General features: G+C 66.3%; 14 protein-coding genes. 7 read left to right on the forward strand and 7 right to left on the reverse strand.

From position 1 onward, the window contains the following. Nucleotides 1-6 precede the first annotated feature (6 nt). Nucleotides 7-684: an MBL fold metallo-hydrolase gene (locus A5707_RS03730; protein WP_065013203.1), complete on the reverse strand. Its 678-nt coding sequence runs from the start codon at nucleotides 682-684 to the stop codon at nucleotides 7-9. A gap of 91 nt (nucleotides 685-775) precedes the next feature. Here A5707_RS03730 and uvrA point away from each other — a divergent pair, with 91 nt between their 5' ends. Further along, nucleotides 776-3,676: an excinuclease ABC subunit UvrA gene (gene uvrA, locus A5707_RS03735; RefSeq protein WP_065013202.1), complete on the forward strand. Its 2,901-nt coding sequence runs from the start codon at nucleotides 776-778 to the stop codon at nucleotides 3,674-3,676. Here the strand turns inward: uvrA and A5707_RS03740 are convergent. The 4 genes from A5707_RS03740 to lysX are packed head-to-tail and all read right to left on the reverse strand — an operon-like array spanning nucleotide 3,673 to nucleotide 9,136. Further along, a complete protein-coding gene (locus A5707_RS03740) occupies nucleotides 3,673-3,891 on the reverse strand; it encodes a hypothetical protein (RefSeq protein WP_065013166.1) in 219 nt (72 codons plus the stop codon). The genes uvrA and A5707_RS03740 overlap by 4 nt on opposite strands. Before the next feature lie 9 nt (nucleotides 3,892-3,900). Further along, nucleotides 3,901-4,317 (reverse strand): DUF6653 family protein, encoded by a 417-nt coding sequence (locus A5707_RS03745; protein ID WP_331713113.1) that lies wholly within the window; start codon nucleotides 4,315-4,317, stop codon nucleotides 3,901-3,903. A gap of 9 nt (nucleotides 4,318-4,326) precedes the next feature. Further along, complete coding sequence (locus A5707_RS03750; RefSeq protein WP_232000616.1) at nucleotides 4,327-5,760, reverse strand: alpha/beta hydrolase; 1,434 nt, start codon at nucleotides 5,758-5,760, stop codon at nucleotides 4,327-4,329. 52 nt (nucleotides 5,761-5,812) lie between these two features. Continuing rightward, on the reverse strand, nucleotides 5,813-9,136 hold the full coding sequence (gene lysX, locus A5707_RS03755) for a bifunctional lysylphosphatidylglycerol synthetase/lysine--tRNA ligase LysX (RefSeq protein ID WP_065013167.1): 3,324 nt from the start codon (nucleotides 9,134-9,136) through the stop codon (nucleotides 5,813-5,815). Nucleotides 9,137-9,476: 340 nt separating this feature from the next. Between lysX and infC the strand changes: the two genes are divergently transcribed. Genes infC through A5707_RS03775 form a run of 4 tightly spaced genes read left to right on the forward strand, consistent with a single transcriptional unit; the run spans nucleotide 9,477 to nucleotide 11,495 of the window. Then, nucleotides 9,477-10,073 (forward strand): translation initiation factor IF-3, encoded by a 597-nt coding sequence (gene infC, locus A5707_RS03760; RefSeq protein WP_065013206.1) that lies wholly within the window; start codon nucleotides 9,477-9,479, stop codon nucleotides 10,071-10,073. 18 nt (nucleotides 10,074-10,091) lie between these two features. Next, nucleotides 10,092-10,286 carry a 50S ribosomal protein L35 gene (rpmI, locus tag A5707_RS03765; protein ID WP_065013168.1) on the forward strand — a complete coding sequence of 65 codons (195 nt, stop codon included), beginning with the start codon at nucleotides 10,092-10,094 and terminating at the stop codon, nucleotides 10,284-10,286. Between the two features lie 32 nt (nucleotides 10,287-10,318). Continuing rightward, nucleotides 10,319-10,708, forward strand: coding sequence for a 50S ribosomal protein L20 (gene rplT / locus A5707_RS03770; protein ID WP_065013169.1), 390 nt, complete (start codon nucleotides 10,319-10,321; stop codon nucleotides 10,706-10,708). A gap of 16 nt (nucleotides 10,709-10,724) precedes the next feature. After that, a complete protein-coding gene (locus A5707_RS03775) occupies nucleotides 10,725-11,495 on the forward strand; it encodes a TrmH family RNA methyltransferase (protein WP_065013170.1) in 771 nt (256 codons plus the stop codon). On the opposite strand, the gene A5707_RS03780 is transcribed toward A5707_RS03775, so the two are convergent. After that, the gene (locus tag A5707_RS03780; protein WP_082969232.1) at nucleotides 11,496-12,575 is read right to left on the reverse strand and encodes an oxygenase MpaB family protein; all 1,080 of its coding nucleotides are present in this window, start codon (nucleotides 12,573-12,575) and stop codon (nucleotides 11,496-11,498) included. Nucleotides 12,576-12,779: 204 nt separating this feature from the next. On the opposite strand from A5707_RS03780, the gene A5707_RS03785 reads away from it, so the two are divergent. Both A5707_RS03785 and A5707_RS03790 read left to right on the forward strand, forming a co-directional pair. After that, on the forward strand, nucleotides 12,780-13,706 hold the full coding sequence (locus tag A5707_RS03785; protein ID WP_065013171.1) for an adenylate/guanylate cyclase domain-containing protein: 927 nt from the start codon (nucleotides 12,780-12,782) through the stop codon (nucleotides 13,704-13,706). 9 nt (nucleotides 13,707-13,715) lie between these two features. Beyond that, nucleotides 13,716-14,501, forward strand: coding sequence for a rhomboid-like protein (locus A5707_RS03790; protein WP_232000617.1), 786 nt, complete (start codon nucleotides 13,716-13,718; stop codon nucleotides 14,499-14,501). Nucleotides 14,502-14,564: 63 nt separating this feature from the next. Here A5707_RS03790 and A5707_RS03795 read toward each other — a convergent pair whose 3' ends face one another. Beyond that, entirely contained in the window at nucleotides 14,565-15,380 is an 816-nt protein-coding gene (locus A5707_RS03795) for an SDR family NAD(P)-dependent oxidoreductase (protein ID WP_065013173.1), read from the reverse strand. Nucleotides 15,381-15,505: the final 125 nt, after the last annotated feature.

Genomic DNA, 15,505 nt, shown 5'->3' on the forward strand with positions numbered 1-15,505 from the left:
GCGCTTTTACCAGCCGCGCTCGCGCCACTCGGCGAGGTTGGGCCGCTCGGCACCGAGCGTGGTGTCGTCGCCGTGGCCGGGGTAGACGACGGTGGCGTCGTCGTAGACGTCGAACACCCGGGTCGTTACGTCGTCGAGCAGCTGGGTGAAGTCGCCCGGCTGCCAGGTTTTGCCGACTCCGCCGGGGAACAGGCAGTCGCCGGTGAACAGTTGAGTGGCGCCGCCGACGGCGGGGCCGTCGAGCGCCAACGCGATCGAGCCGGGGGTGTGGCCCCGCAAATGAATGACGTCGAAGGTCAGCTTGCCGATCTGCACCGTGTCGCCGCCGGCGAGCAGACGATCCGGTTTGACCGGCAGCGGATCGGCGTCGATCTCGTGCGCGGCCGTCGGGGCGCCGGTGGCGTCGGCCAGGGCTTTCAGCGCCTGCCAGTGGTCGAAGTGCTGGTGGCTGGTCACGATCAGCGACACCGTGGGGGCGTAGCGTCGCACCAGGTCGACCAGGATCTCGGCGTCGTTGGCGGCGTCGATCAGCAGCGTTTCGCCGGTCTCGGAACACGTCACCAGGTAGGCGTTGTTGTCCATGGGGCCGACCGACGTCTTGACGATCGTCGCGCCCGGCAGGGTGCGACGGGCGGCGGAGCCCGGTTCGACGTGCCCGGTGTAGTTGTCGTCGAGGGTGGTCATACCGGTCACGGTACTGGTCGGGAGTTGCTTGTCGGTACCGGCACATAGCATGGAAAACGACGTGTGTGATGAGTCGTTGGAAAGGAACGCGTTGGCTGACCGCCTGATCGTCAAGGGTGCGCGTGAGCACAACCTCCGCAGTGTTGATCTTGATTTGCCGCGCGACGCGTTGATCGTCTTCACCGGCCTGTCCGGTTCGGGAAAGTCTTCGCTGGCGTTCGACACGATCTTCGCCGAGGGGCAGCGGCGCTACGTGGAGTCGTTGTCGGCCTACGCGCGTCAATTCCTGGGCCAGATGGACAAACCCGACGTCGACTTCATCGAAGGCCTGTCACCGGCGGTGTCCATCGACCAGAAGTCGACCAACCGCAACCCGCGGTCGACAGTCGGCACCATCACCGAGGTGTATGACTACCTGCGGCTGCTGTACGCCCGCGCCGGCACCCCGCACTGCCCTGTCTGCGGCGAACGAATCGCCCGCCAGACCCCACAGCAAATCGTCGACCAGGTGCTCGCGATGCCCGAGGGCACCCGATTCCAGGTGCTGGCCCCGGTGGTGCGTACCCGCAAGGGCGAGTTCGTCGACCTGTTCGAAAAACTCAACTCCCAGGGGTACAGCCGGGTCCGCGTCGACGGTGTGGTGCACCCGCTGACCGAGCCACCGAAGCTGAAGAAGCAGGAGAAGCACGACATCGAGGTGGTGGTGGACCGCCTCACCGTCAAAGCCAGCGCCAAGCAACGGCTCACCGATTCGGTGGAAACCGCGTTGAACCTGGCCGACGGCATCGTGGTGCTGGAGTTTGTCGATCACGAACATGACGCCCACAACCGCGAACAGCGGTTCTCCGAGAAGCTGGCGTGTCCCAACGGACATTCGCTGGCCGTCGACGACCTGGAACCGCGGTCGTTCTCCTTCAACTCGCCATACGGGGCTTGCCCGGAATGCAGCGGGCTGGGCATCCGCAAGGAGGTCGATCCCGACCTGGTGGTGCCCGACCCCGAACTCACGCTGGCCGAGGGCGCGGTGGCGCCGTGGTCGATGGGCCACACCGCCGAGTACTTCACCCGGATGATGGCCGGCCTGGGCGACACCATGGGCTTCGACGTCGACACCCCGTGGCGCAAGCTGCCGGCCAAGGCGCGCAAGGCAATTCTGGAAGGCTGCGACGAGCAGGTGCACGTGCGCTACCGCAACCGCTACGGCCGCACCCGCTCCTACTACGCCGACTTCGAAGGCGTGCTCGCGTTCCTGCAGCGCAAGATGGACCAGACCGAGTCCGAGATGATGAAGGAGCGCTACGAGGGCTTCATGCGGGACATTCCGTGCCCGGAGTGCGACGGCACGCGGTTGAAGCCGGAAATCCTGGCGGTCACCCTGGCCGCGGGGAATCGCGGCAAGAAATCCATCGCCGAGGTCTGTGAACTGTCGATCTCCGACTGCGCGGACTTCTTGAACGCGCTCACCCTGGGCCAGCGCGAGCAAGCCATCGCGGGGCAGGTGCTCAAGGAGATCCAGTCGCGGCTGGGCTTTCTGCTCGACGTCGGATTGGAATACCTGTCGCTGTCGCGGGCGGCGGCCACGCTGTCCGGCGGTGAGGCGCAACGCATCCGGCTGGCCACCCAGATCGGCTCCGGGCTGGTGGGCGTGCTGTACGTACTCGACGAGCCGTCGATCGGGCTGCATCAACGCGACAACCGTCGGCTCATCGAAACCCTGACCCGGTTACGGGCTTTGGGTAACACGCTGATCGTGGTCGAACACGACCAGGACACCATCGCGCATGCCGACTGGATCGTCGACATCGGCCCGGCGGCCGGTGAGCACGGCGGCCAGATTGTGCACAGCGGGACCTACGCCGAGCTGCTGCGCAACAAGAAATCGATCACCGGAGCCTACCTGTCCGGCGCGGAAAGCATTGAGGCACCGGCGATCCGGCGTCCCGTCGATAAGCGACGACGGCTGACCGTCGTCGGTGCGCGCGAGCACAACCTGCGTGAGATCGACGTGGCGTTCCCGCTCGGTGTGCTCACCTCGGTGACCGGAGTTTCCGGTTCCGGCAAGTCGACGCTGGTCAACGACATCCTGGCCGCGGTGCTGGCCAACAAACTCAACGGCGCCCGCCAGGTTCCGGGCCGGCACACCCGGGTCACCGGGCTGGACCACGTCGACAAACTGGTGCGGGTCGACCAGTCGCCGATCGGGCGCACCCCCCGCTCCAATCCGGCCACCTACACCGGGGTGTTCGACAAGATCCGCACCCTATTTGCGGCCACCACCGAGGCCAAAGTCCGCGGCTACCAACCCGGGCGGTTCTCGTTCAACGTCAAAGGTGGCCGCTGCGAGGCGTGTTCGGGTGACGGCACCATCAAGATCGAGATGAACTTTTTGCCCGACGTCTACGTGCCGTGCGAGGTGTGCCAAGGCGCCCGCTACAACCGGGAAACCCTCGAGGTGCATTACAAGGGCAAGACCATCTCCGAAGTGCTGGACATGTCCATCGAGGAGGCCGCGGAGTTCTTCGAGCCGATCACCGGGATCCACCGCTATCTACGCACGCTGGTCGACGTCGGGCTCGGCTATGTGCGGCTCGGCCAGCCCGCGCCGACCCTGTCCGGCGGCGAGGCGCAGCGGGTCAAGCTGGCCTCCGAGTTGCAGAAGCGTTCGACCGGGCGCACGGTCTACATCCTCGACGAGCCCACCACCGGTTTGCATTTCGACGACATCCGCAAACTCCTGGGTGTCATCAACGGCCTTGTCGACAAAGGCAATACGGTGATCGTCATCGAGCACAACCTGGACGTGATCAAGACGTCGGACTGGATCATCGACATGGGGCCGGAGGGCGGCGCCGAGGGTGGGACGGTCGTGGCCGAGGGAACGCCCGAAGACATCGCCGCGGTGCCGGAGAGTTATACCGGCAAGTTTTTGGCTGAGACGCTCGGCGTGCCGGCCACTCCGGCACCACGACGGCGGCGCCGCGTCAGCGCCTAACGACGTGTGTCCTTGCGCATCGACGCGCGGATTTCGGCCAGTCGCTCAGCCGCCGCCTGTTCCCGCTCCCGGTACTGCTCGTCGACGCTGCGGCCCTCGGCGCTTTCAGCGTCCAGTTCGGCTGCGCCGGCGGATGTTTGGTAGCGGGTCTCGATCTTCTCGCGAACCGATTCGAACGTCGGCGTACCGGAGTCGTCGTAATCCGGGTCGGGCATGGCGCCAGGCTACCTGCCGCGGTCGAGGTAGCGCACCATCTGCTGCCAGTACACCATCGTCAGCGCCATCGCGACCGCGGTCGCCGTTGCCGCTGCGACGAGGCGGCGGCGACGCGCGGCGACGATCGCAACGACAGTGGCAACCGACGTCGCGGCGCTCACCACCGCGGCGCTGTCCTTAGGCCGGTGGGTGATCCACAGCTCCTCGCCCAGCATGGCGCGAGTAGCCCAGTTGCTCTGGTCGACCGGTTCCGGGAACACCACCGGGTTGACCGCAAACCACAGCCCGACCGCTGCCGCATGGCTCCACTTGCGGGTCCACACCGGCAGCAAGACCAGCGGTGTGCTCGCCCAACGGGTCCATGCGCTCCACGGATTGCTGTGCCGCGCGAATATCGCGCGGCGGATGCGTGCGATCGATGTCATCAGGCGAGGTTATCGGCCGCCGGCGTGCGGTCCTGGCGGGGCCGGCAACGCGATGCGCGGCACTCCCGGCGTGCCGAGTTGACCGGCCAGCCAGGGCAGGGCCGTGGTGAAGACCCGGCCCGCGAACGGCCAATCGTGCTTGCCCGGCTGAGCGACCACCGCGCAGTCGATACCGTGGGCGCGCCCGAGCGTGCAAAGAGAATCAGCAGCCGCCGCGGTGTCACTGAGTTTGGCCGTGCCGCCTCGGTGGTCTGTGCCTGTCGTGCCGGTGTCGGCCACTGTGACAGTGTGTGAGGTCGACGGGCCGGTAGAGTTGACCGCGAACCAGCCCGAAACCCCGCTGTAGCGCCCATGTCTGGTGATCACCGTGGTCGGGTCGAAAGCGGCCCAGGCCTGGGAGCTGCCACCGAACAGTCGGGCAATCGTCTGCGCCTTGGTGCCCGTATTCGGGGCGAGGTCCCCGGCGATGTCGACGAAGGTGCTGAACATGTCGGGGTGCATCACTGTCAGGTCCACCGCACAGGTGCCGCCCATCGACCAGCCCACGATGCCCCACTTCGTCCGCTCGGGACTGACTCCGAAACGCGAGACCATATAGGGCACAACATCTTCGGTGAGATGGTCGGCAGCATTGCCGCGGCTGCCGTTGACGCATTCGGTGTCGTTGTTGAATGCCCCGCCGGAGTCGACGAACACCAGCACCGGCGCGTTGCCGTCATGGGTGGCGGCGAAGTCGTCGATCGTCTTGACCGCGTTGCCGGCCCGCAGCCAGTCGGCTGGGGTGTTGAACTCGCCGCCGATCATCATCACGGTCGGCAGCTGCGGGGGCGGGTCCGAGGTGAACCAGGCCGGCGGCAGATATACCAACTCGCCACGATGCTTGAAGTGCGACGCATCGGCGGGAATCGTCACTTGCACCACGCTGCCGCGCGGAGGTCGGACACCCTTACCGGCCATCGCGGTGACGGTGGCAGCGTCGGTCTGGTCGGGCAGCGGACCGGCGGTGAGCTGGTTCCACGCCGTCTGCACCGTGGGGAAATAGCCCACCCACTCGTTGAGCGTCAGCGCCGAACTGGCCAGGCACAGCGGCACGGCCAACACCGACACGGCCCGTCGCCACCAGCGCGCGCCCGGCCACCCCAACAACAGCACGGCGGCGGCGACACCGGTCAACGCAATCCACATCCACAGCGTGCGGGGCGCCGGTTCACCGGCCAGACCGTCGTCGGCGATCTGCCAGTACGCCCAACACGTCACTGCGATTCCGACCGCGGCTGCCACGGGAAGCCATACCAGCCGCCAGCGGCGCGATCGCCAGCCGACCGCCAGCACCAGGACAACCGCAGCGACGGCCTGCACGGTGATCGGAACCCAGCCATGCATCAACGACGTGTGGTGGCCCACCAGCAGCGGCGCGGCGACGATCGCCGTCGATGCAGACACAAGACCTATTCTGATCTGCGATTCTGAGCGCCGGCTGTGAAACGCGCCGAAATCAACGCGGTTTAGCCAACGGAAAGGGCAGCGTCTCACGGATGCTGCGGCCGGTGACGAGCATGACCACCCGGTCGACACCCATCCCCAGGCCACCGGTGGGCGGCATCGCGTACTCCATCGCCTGCAGGAAATCCTCGTCGAGCTCCATCGCCTCCGGGTCCCCGCCGGCGGCCAGCAGAGACTGCGCCCGCAGCCGACGCCGCTGTTCCAGCGGATCCGTCAACTCGCTGTAGGCGGTGCCCAGCTCGACGCCCCAGGCCACCAGATCCCAACGCTCGGCGACCCCGGCCTTACTGCGATGCGGCCGGGTCAGCGGGGACACCGACGTCGGGAAATCCGTGTAGAAGGTCGGCAGTTCGGTACGCGCCTCGACCAGCTGCTCGTACAGTTCCAGCACCACCGCACCGGCATCCCAGCGGGGCCGGTATGGGATGCCGGCGGCATCACACAGTTTGTGCAGCGTCGCCAGATCCGTCCCGGTGTCGACTTGCTCACCGAGCGCCTCCGAGACCGCCTCATGCACGGTCTTCACCGGCCACACCCCGGAGATGTCGACCGGTTCCAGGTTGCCGTCGGCGTCGCCGGGCCGCGGTCGCATCACCACCGGCGCACCGTTGGCCGCTGCCGCGGCGTTCTGAATCAGTTCCCGGCAGCCATCGACCCACACCAAATAGTCGGCGTGCGCCTGGTAGGCCTCGAGCAAGGTGAATTCCGGATTGTGGCTGAAGTCGACCCCCTCGTTGCGAAATGCCCGACCCAGCTCGAACACCCGCTCGACACCGCCGACACACAGCCGCTTGAGGTACAGCTCCGGCGCGATGCGCAAGTACAAGTCCAAGTCGTAGGCGTTGATATGCGTGACGAACGGTCGCGCCGTCGCGCCGCCGTGGATCTGTTGCAGAATCGGGGTTTCGACTTCAAGGAACCCTTTGGCTGTCAACGTCTCCCGGATCGAGCGCAGCACGCTGCTGCGCGCCGTGATGAGCTGACGCGATTCGGTGTTGATCGCCAGGTCGACGTAGCGGGTGCGGACCCGCGCTTCCGGATCGGCAAGCCCCGTCCACTTGTTCGGCAGCGGTCGCAGACACTTACCGATCAACCGCCAACTGGCCACGATCAGCGACCGGGTGCCGGTCCTGCTGAGCCCCAGCTGGCCGGTGACCTCGACAAGGTCGCCCAGGTCGATGGCCCTGGTGAAATCCGCGGTGCGGCCTTGCTCGAGGACCGAGTTGTCCAGCAGCAACTGCATTTCCCCGGACCAGTCGCGCAGTTGGGCGAACAGCACGCCGCCGAAGTCGCGAATCCGCAGCACCCGCCCGGCCACCGAAACGGTCGCGCCGTCGACGCTGCCCAGCGCCTGCCCGATCGTGTGAGTTGCCGGATGCCCGACGGGATACGCGTCAATCCCGCTGTCCTGCAGCGTTTTCAGCTTCGCCAACCGGACGCGCATCTGTTCGGGCAGGCGGGCTTGACGATCTTCGGCTTCGGGGAACTCGGCTTGTTGGAAGCTGGAGACGTCGGGAGCCCGGCCGTCGTGATGCAACAGCCCGGTTTCCACCAGCACTGACGGCACCGACGGACTGTGACCGGTGTGCTGCTCGTTACGACGCGAAAACGGCAGCACCAGAAAACCCTCGGCGATCACCGACGCGACACCCACCCGCGGAATCATCCGGGCGTCCTCGTAGCAGGCGTATCGGGGCAGCCACTGGGGCTGGTATTTCATATTCGAGCGATACAGCGTCTCCAGCTGCCACCAGCGTGAGAAAAACACCAGCAGGCCACGCCACAGCCGCGCGACCGGGCCGGCGCCAAGCTGAGCCCCTTGCTCGAACGCCGAGCGGAACATCGCGAAGTTCAGCGAAATACGGTTGATGCCAAGGTTTTCGGAATGCAGCGCGAGCTCGCTGACCATGAGTTCGATAGTGCCGTTGGGCGATTGCGGTGAACGGCGCATCAGGTCCAGCGAGACTCCGGTTTGGCCCCAGGGCACCAGGGACAGCATCGCCACCACGTCACTGTCACCATGCAGAGCCTCGACCAGCAGGCAATCGCCGTCGGCAGGGTCGCCGAGGCGGCCCAGCGCCATGGAAAACCCTCGCTCGGTCTCGGTGTCGCGCCATCCATCCGCACAGGTGATCAGCCGTGCCATTTCGTCGTCGGCGATGTCTCGGTGCCGGCGGATGCGCACGGTCAACCCGGCCCGACGCGCCCGGGTCACCGCTTGGCGCACTGCGCGCATATCGGGACCCGACAGCTTGAATTCCGCGGTGTGCAGGATGGCTTCGTCGCCCAACTCCAGGGCGTTGAGTCCGGCTTCCCGAAACGCTTTAGCCCCTTGGGAACTGGCTCCCATGACCCCGGGGGCCCAGCCGTAGGCCTGGCACAGTTGCAGCCAAGTAGCGATGGCTTGTGGCCAGGCCCTCGGGTCTCCCACCGGGTCGCCACTGGCCAGGCACACCCCGACCTCGACGCGGTAGGTGATCGCGGCACGGCCGCTGGGTGCGAAGATCACCGCCTTGTCGCGGCGAGTGGCGAAATAGCCCAGCGAATCGTTGTTTCCGTACAGTTCCAGCAGTCCCCGGATGGCCGATTCGTCCTCGCCGGTCAGCGCGCTCTCGGCCCGTTGAGACTGAAACAGCACGATCGCCGCGACGATCAGCGCGAGGGCGCCGAAGAGGCCGAACAGATCGTTGAGGAAAACATGCGGTTTGCCCGCAAACGAGGCCTGGCCGGCGAGTGCAAAGCCAACGACCCGGTCGGCCACATAGAGGAACCGGTCGCCGCGGTGCAACGATCCCGGGAACAACTCGACCAGTCCCCAGGACAGCGCAATTCCGAGCACCCACCCGGCGATGAGCGCCGCGGCCGACTTGTACAGCGCACCGCGCCGAACTTTGGCCCAGAATTCGCGATAGGCCAGCACCAGAAGCACGACCGCCGCCACATGCAGGACAAGTCCTAGGCTCTCGCCGGACACCTGCAGCGCGCTATGGGCGCCCTGAACCAGTTCGAGGGCGTTGATCGCCGCGGCAACCAGCAAGTTTCCGACCAGGATCCACCAGGCGATACGTTTGCGTGCGGTCAGAGCGGCGGCGAGCAGGGCTAACACGAACGACCAGGCGAAGCTGGTGTCGGGGAAGTTGAACAGATAGTCGTTGATGAACTCGCGCGGCACCTTGATGATCCAGCGGACCAACGGCGACACACTGGCCAGCAACGACAACGTCGCGATAACCCCGACGGTCCAACCGGCCGCGGCAGGAACCCAGTGGTAGCGCGAGGCGGACAGGCTCCGCGGGCGCGGTGCAACAAGTGTCACAGACCGCGAGGATATGCCCTCAGCCAGGGAATCGCCTGAGCACGCGACCGGCTACCGCATCAGCACTGCTAAACTGGCCTGCGCGACCGTCCCGGCGAAGGCCAGGGACAGCAAGTGGAGTCCCACTCCCACCGTTGGCCAGACCGGCTCAACGGTCCGGTCACCGGCATCCCAAGGGTGCCTGTTCTGCCAGCAACGCAGGCGGTTCGACCCGCGACCGGTCGGCACAGGGCCCTGCTGACGCAGGGCTTTTTTGCTGATGGCGTGGTATTTCGACCGCTGGATCTCCGACACCGGCCGGCCGCGACCGGAAAACTACCCATCGAGCCCAGGAGGCCCCATCAGCACTGAGACCCGCGTCAACGAGCGCATTCGCGTACCTGAAGTCCGTTTAATCGGCCCGGGAGGGGAGCAGGTAGGCATCGTGCGTATCGAAGATGCACTACGCGTCGCCGCGGACGCCGACCTCGACCTCGTCGAAGTCGCACCGAACGCCAGACCGCCGGTCTGCAAGATCATGGACTACGGCAAGTTCAAATACGAGGCGGCGCAGAAGGCGCGCGAGTCTCGCAAGAACCAGCAGCAGACCGTCGTCAAGGAACAGAAGCTGCGACCCAAGATCGACGATCACGACTACGAAACCAAGAAGGGCCACGTCGTCCGGTTCCTGGAAGCCGGATCGAAGGTCAAGGTCACCATCATGTTCCGAGGACGCGAACAGTCGCGGCCCGAATTGGGATACCGGCTGCTGCAACGGCTGGGCGCCGACGTCGCCGACTACGGATTCGTCGAGACGTCAGCCAAGCAGGACGGACGCAACATGACCATGGTGCTGGCACCGCACCGCGGCGCGAAGACTCGCGCCAAGGCGGCGCAACAAGCCGGCGAACCCGCCGGGCGCGCACCCGGCGACGACGCCGACACTTCATCGAACTGACAGCAGAACTGAGGACACATGCCCAAGGCCAAGACCCACAGCGGGGCTTCCAAGCGGTTCCGGCGCACCGGGACCGGGAAGATCCTGCGTCAGAAAGCAAATCGCCGGCACCTGCTCGAGCACAAGCCGTCCACTCGCACCCGCCGCCTGGAAGGGCACACCGCCGTGTCGGGCCACGACACCAAGCGGGTCAACAAGATGCTGAACGGCTGATTAGCCCAACCACCCGACGATAGGAACATTCCATGGCACGCGTGAAGCGGGCGGTCAACGCCCAGAAGAAGCGGCGCACCATCCTGAAGGCTTCGCGAGGTTATCGCGGTCAGCGCTCTCGGCTTTACCGCAAAGCCAAAGAGCAGCAACTACATTCACTGAACTACGCCTACCGTGACCGTCGCGCGCGCAAGGGCGAGTTCCGCAAACTGTGGATCGCGCGGATCAACGCGGCGGCCCGCGCCAACGACATCACCTACAACCGGTTGATCCAGGGCCTGAAGGCCGCTGGTGTCGAGGTCGACCGCAAGAACCTGGCCGAGATCGCAGTGAGCGATGCCGCGGCGTTTACCGCGCTGGTCGACGTCGCGCGGGCGGCACTGCCCGAGGACGTCAACGCGCCCTCCGGAGAGGCTGCCTGAGCTTCGCGGAAGGCAGGTGCTCACCGAACGCTCGACCCGGGTGGTCGCAGCGGTCAAGCTGCATCGGCATATCGCGCGGCGACGCTCCCGGCGGTTTCTGGCCGAAGGCGCCCACCTTGTCGAGGCGGCGTCCCGACGCGGGTTGATTCGCGACGTCTTCGTCACCGAGTCGGCCGCCCAACGGCACGCCGTGCTGCTGGACGCGCAGGACGCCCCGGTGCATCTGGTGACCGAACGCGCCGCAAAGGCGTTGTCGGACACCGTGACTCCGGCCGGCTTGGTCGCTGTCTGCGAGATGGCGGCCAGCACGCTCGACGACGTGCTGGCCGCCGCACCCCGACTGGTCGCGGTTGCCGTCGAGATCAGCGAGCCGGGTAACGCCGGCACGTTGATTCGCATCGCTGACGCGATGGGGGCCGCCGCGGTGGTCCTGGCCGGTCACAGTGTCGATCCCTACAACAGCAAGTGCCTGCGCGCCTCCGCCGGAAGCATCTTTTCGATCCCGGTGACGGCCGCACCCGATGCCGCCGCTGCGGTGGCGTCGCTGAAGACGGCCGGCTTGCAGGTAATGGCCACCACGCTGGACGGCGAGCTCTCGCTCGACGACGTCGACCTCGCGAACCGCACGGCGTGGCTGTTCGGGCCGGAATCGCACGGTCTTTCGGCAGAGGTGGCACAGCTGGCACACCACCGCGTGCAGATCCCCATGCCGGGCGGCGCACAGAGCCTCAATGTGGCTGCAGCGGCGGCGATTTGCCTCTACCAGAGCGCGCGGGCGCTGCGCTGATCAGGCCGCTTTGCCGCGGCCTCGCGCGGGTCGCAGGCCAGCCAACGAGAACGTGGTGTGCACCAAAGACCCGGCGCGCTCGATGATGTTCTTCGCGGGGTGGGCGCGGGGCGGGAAGTAGTGCATCGGCATACCGCGTCGGTCGCGCGGCGGCGCCATGAAGCCCGGTGCCTCCACCAGCGGGGCGTCGGCCGGGATCCGGCCCGCCGCCCGGCGGTAGGCGGCCAGCGCCCGCGGGTGCAACCTGATCTCGTCGGGCACCGCCAGAAAGGCCAACTCGACTGCTTTTCCGAAGAGCCGCAACAACACTTCGTCGCCCGGAGTCCACCGCATGCCGGCCTTTTCCCGAACCGCCGGATCGAACAGCCCGGCGGCTATCCAGCGCTGCCCGGCCGTCAACGGCCTGAACAACTGATCCCAGATCGGCGTGGGCATCAACACGAACTTTGGCTTGGGAATACGCATTTGGAAGATGTCCAGGGTGGCCTGATTGATCTCGAGCTCGTCCCGACACTTGCGGTCCCAGTACTCCTGGAAGTCCTCCCAGGATTTGGGCACCGGTCGCATGCTCATCCCGTACATCCGGTACCACTGGACATGCTCGTCGAACAGTTGGCGCTTCTCCGCCTCGGTCAACCCACCGCAGAAGTATTCGGCGACCTTGATCACCAGCATGAAGAACGTTGCGTGGGCCCAATAGAAGGTTTCCGGGTTCAGCGCGTGATAACGGCGGCCGGCCGCGTCGACGCCCTTGATCGTGTGGTGGTACTGCTTGATCTGCTCGCCGGTGTGCTGCGCTCGCTCGCCGTCGTAAACCACGCCCATGATCGGATACACCGAGCGGGCAACTCGTTGGAGCGGCTCGCGCAACAGAATCGAGTGCTCCTCGACGCCGGCGCCCAACTCCGGATACATGTTCTGGATCGCGCCGATCCACACGCCCATCATCCCGGTGCGCAGATCGCCGAAATATTTCCACGTCAGCGAATCCGGGCCCAGGGGCTCGGCGTTGGCGATGGCATCGTCGCTGTGCGTGACGGGGGCGGGCTCGGCCGACGGTATCGATTTGGTCGTGGTCATCGCGACCTCCTGGGTGCTGATAAATCCACGATAATGTTGACAACAAACGTTGTCTACGATTTGCGCGGTGTGCCGCGCCGGCGTGTTACCGACTGTCGACCACGCTGAGGCAAGCGCGTGATCAGGCGGTTTGGCATCAACGGTGGCGGACGCCACTACGACGGTCGTTGCCGCCCTCTTCAGACAGCACCTAGGCTGGATGCCGTGGACCTCGGGCCCGATTCGGCGTCCGGCGAGCCCGAGCAAGCGGCGACCACGCCGGCCACGCCTGCTTCCAAAGACCGCTCTCCAGTGTCGATACACGGAGCGGCGGGTTGGCTGCGCGATAGGAACCACAGCCCGGGAGTCGTCGACTTCATCCGGCGCGCCCGCCGCGCCTTACCCGGCGATCCCGACTTCGGCGATCCGTTGTCCACCGCGGGCGAGGGGGGTCCCCGCGCCGCGGCGCGGGCCGCGGGGCGACTGCTGGGCGGCCGCGACGGGGCGTCGCGTCAACTCGGTCTTGGCGCACTGCAGGTATGGCAGGCGCTGACCGAAGCAGTTGCCCGAAGGCCGGCGAACCCCGATGTGACGTTGGTGTTCACCGATTTGGTGGGTTTCTCGTCGTGGTCGTTGCAAGCCGGTGATGACGCCACGTTGATGTTGTTGCGGCGGGTGGCTCGGGCCGTCGAACCGCCGCTCCTGGATGCCGGCGGGCACATCGTCAAACGGATGGGCGACGGCATCATGGCGGTGTTCGCCGATCCGCTCGTCGCGGTCGGCGCGGTGTGCGCTGCGATGCAGGCAGTGAAATCGGTCGAGGTGGCCGGCTATCGACCGCGGATGCGAGTCGGAATCCACACCGGGCGTCCGCAGCGGCTGGCCGGTGACTGGCTGGGCGTTGACGTGAACATCGCGGCCCGGGTGATGGAACGCGCCACCAAGGGCGGCATCATGATCTCCGGCACCACCCTCGACCAGCTCGCGCAGGCCGATTTGGACGAGTTGGGCGTGGTAGCCAAACGCACTCATCGGCCGATGTTCGGGGCCAAGACCCCCGGGCTTCCTCCGGAACTGGCTCTCTATCGGCTCAGAACTGCCAGGGACCTGTCAGGTACCGACGAAGCGGAAGACGACAGTGCTGAGGCATAGTAGATGTCGATGATCGCCGATATGCTCACCCGGCTCGCCCGGGTCCGGATCACCGTCGGTTACGCAGCGATTCTGACAGCGGTCAGCACGGCACTCCTGGTTCTCGGTCCACAGGCGCAGGCGCAGGCCATTCGCAATGCCAGCACCAACGTGCACAACCTGGCCCATGGGCACCTGGACACCTTGTTCGGCAGCGCATTCGTCACCGATGCCGGCCCGATTTTCGTCTGGCTGCCCGGACTGGTATGCCTGCTCGCGCTGGCCGAACTGATCTGGCACAGCGCCCGGATGACCGTGGTGTTCGTCACCGGGCACATCGGCGCGACCTTGCTCGTCGCGGCCGGTGTCACCGCAGCGATCGAGTTCGGCTGGCTGCCGATGTCGATCTCGCACGCCAGCGACGTCGGCATGAGCTACGGGGCCGTGGCAGTACTGGGAGCGCTGACCGGCGCCGTGCCGCCACGCTGGCGGCCGGTGTGGATCGGCTGGTGGGTTCCGGCCGCGGTAGCGGCGGCGGCCGTCGGCGCCGAATTCACCGACGCCGGGCACGCCGTCGCGCTGGTGCTGGGCATGCTGGTCGCCACCCGGTTCGGGCGACCGACTCCGTGGACACCCGCGCGGTACGTGTTGCTGAGCGTCGGCGGCGCGTTCGGGTTTTTGATGCTGGCCCACGCCCCGTGGTCGATATTGGCCGGGGCCGGTGCGGGCGCCCTGGGCGCGCTGACGGCAGATGGGATCATCCGGCTCCGCACGCTGCGCCGGCCGCTGCCGGTGGCCGAGTTGGCTACCGCCTAACCCCGCAGGCTTAGGCAGCTGAGCATTTCGGCTGGACCCCCGGTCGCGGCAGGCCGGGGCTCTCTATTGGAAGCGTGCCGTCATCGGCATCAGTAACCGCTGGTAACTGGACGGCGCAATTCGGACGATCACGTCGAAAGCTCTGGCGTCCGGGCCCACCAGGATGCGCGCTTTACGCTTGCCCACCGCTTTCACGATGATGCGAGCGGCGCGGCTAGGGCTGGTGACAGCGAGCTTGTCGAACATGTGAATGGCTTTGGTCATATCGACACCGTCAGCGGCGTCTGCGTTGCGCGCAATAGCGGTCTTGACGTATCCCGGGTGCACAGCCGTGACCGCGACGGGGTGGTGCGCGAGGATCATTTCTTGGCGCAGCGCTTCGGTGAAGCCGCGGACCGCAAACTTGGCCGAGTTGTACGCGGCCTGACCTGGCACCCCAACTAGACCAAACATGCTCGACATGTTGATGACGTGGCCGTCACCGGACGCGATGAGGTGCGGAAGGAATGCCTTGGTGCCGTTGACGACGCTCCAGTAGTCGACGTCCATCACCCGTTCGATGTCCTTGAACTGGCTGATCTCGATGTCTCCGAGGAAGGCGATTCCGGCGATGTTGTAGATCTGATTGACCGTGCCGAAGTAGTCGCTAATCGTGTCGGCGTACGCCAGGAATGACTCGCGCGCCGTGACATCAAGCCGGTCAGACCGCACCGGCGCACCGATTCCCCGTACCAGCGCCGCGGTCCGGGCGAGTCCGTCCGTATCGATGTCGCTGATCGCCAACTTGGCGCCTGAGCGGGCAAGCTCGACGGCGAGCGCCTGCCCAATGCCCGAACCCGCGCCAGTCACAGCGGCAACCTTCCCTGCGAAACCGTCCATGGACACCTCCGAGGTTTGCCCGCCTGGGAGCGAGTGGGCCAGCGCACATCGCCTCGATCCGACCTTTTGATGAAGTCAGGATCGCTGAGGCATCCTGCTCGATTGCAGTAGCGGTACCGAACAGC

It is taken from the genome of Mycobacterium kyorinense (assembly GCF_001672775.1).
Classification (GTDB): Bacteria; Actinomycetota; Actinomycetes; order Mycobacteriales; family Mycobacteriaceae; genus Mycobacterium; species Mycobacterium kyorinense_A.

Excerpts from the sequence above, each read along its gene's own strand:
- A5707_RS03780 (WP_082969232.1), bottom strand. The coding sequence starts at position 12,575 with ATGACCACGACCAAATCGATACCGTCGGCCGAGCCCGCCCCCGTCACG.
- A5707_RS03745 (WP_331713113.1), bottom strand. The coding sequence starts at position 4,317 with ATGACATCGATCGCACGCATCCGCCGCGCGATATTCGCGCGGCACAGC.
- A5707_RS03790 (WP_232000617.1), top strand. The coding sequence starts at position 13,716 with ATGATCGCCGATATGCTCACCCGGCTCGCCCGGGTCCGGATCACCGTC.
- rplT (WP_065013169.1), top strand. The coding sequence starts at position 10,319 with ATGGCACGCGTGAAGCGGGCGGTCAACGCCCAGAAGAAGCGGCGCACC.
- A5707_RS03795 (WP_065013173.1), bottom strand. The coding sequence starts at position 15,380 with ATGGACGGTTTCGCAGGGAAGGTTGCCGCTGTGACTGGCGCGGGTTCG.
- A5707_RS03730 (WP_065013203.1), bottom strand. The coding sequence starts at position 684 with ATGACCACCCTCGACGACAACTACACCGGGCACGTCGAACCGGGCTCC.
- A5707_RS03740 (WP_065013166.1), bottom strand. The coding sequence starts at position 3,891 with ATGCCCGACCCGGATTACGACGACTCCGGTACGCCGACGTTCGAATCG.
- rpmI (WP_065013168.1), top strand. The coding sequence starts at position 10,092 with ATGCCCAAGGCCAAGACCCACAGCGGGGCTTCCAAGCGGTTCCGGCGC.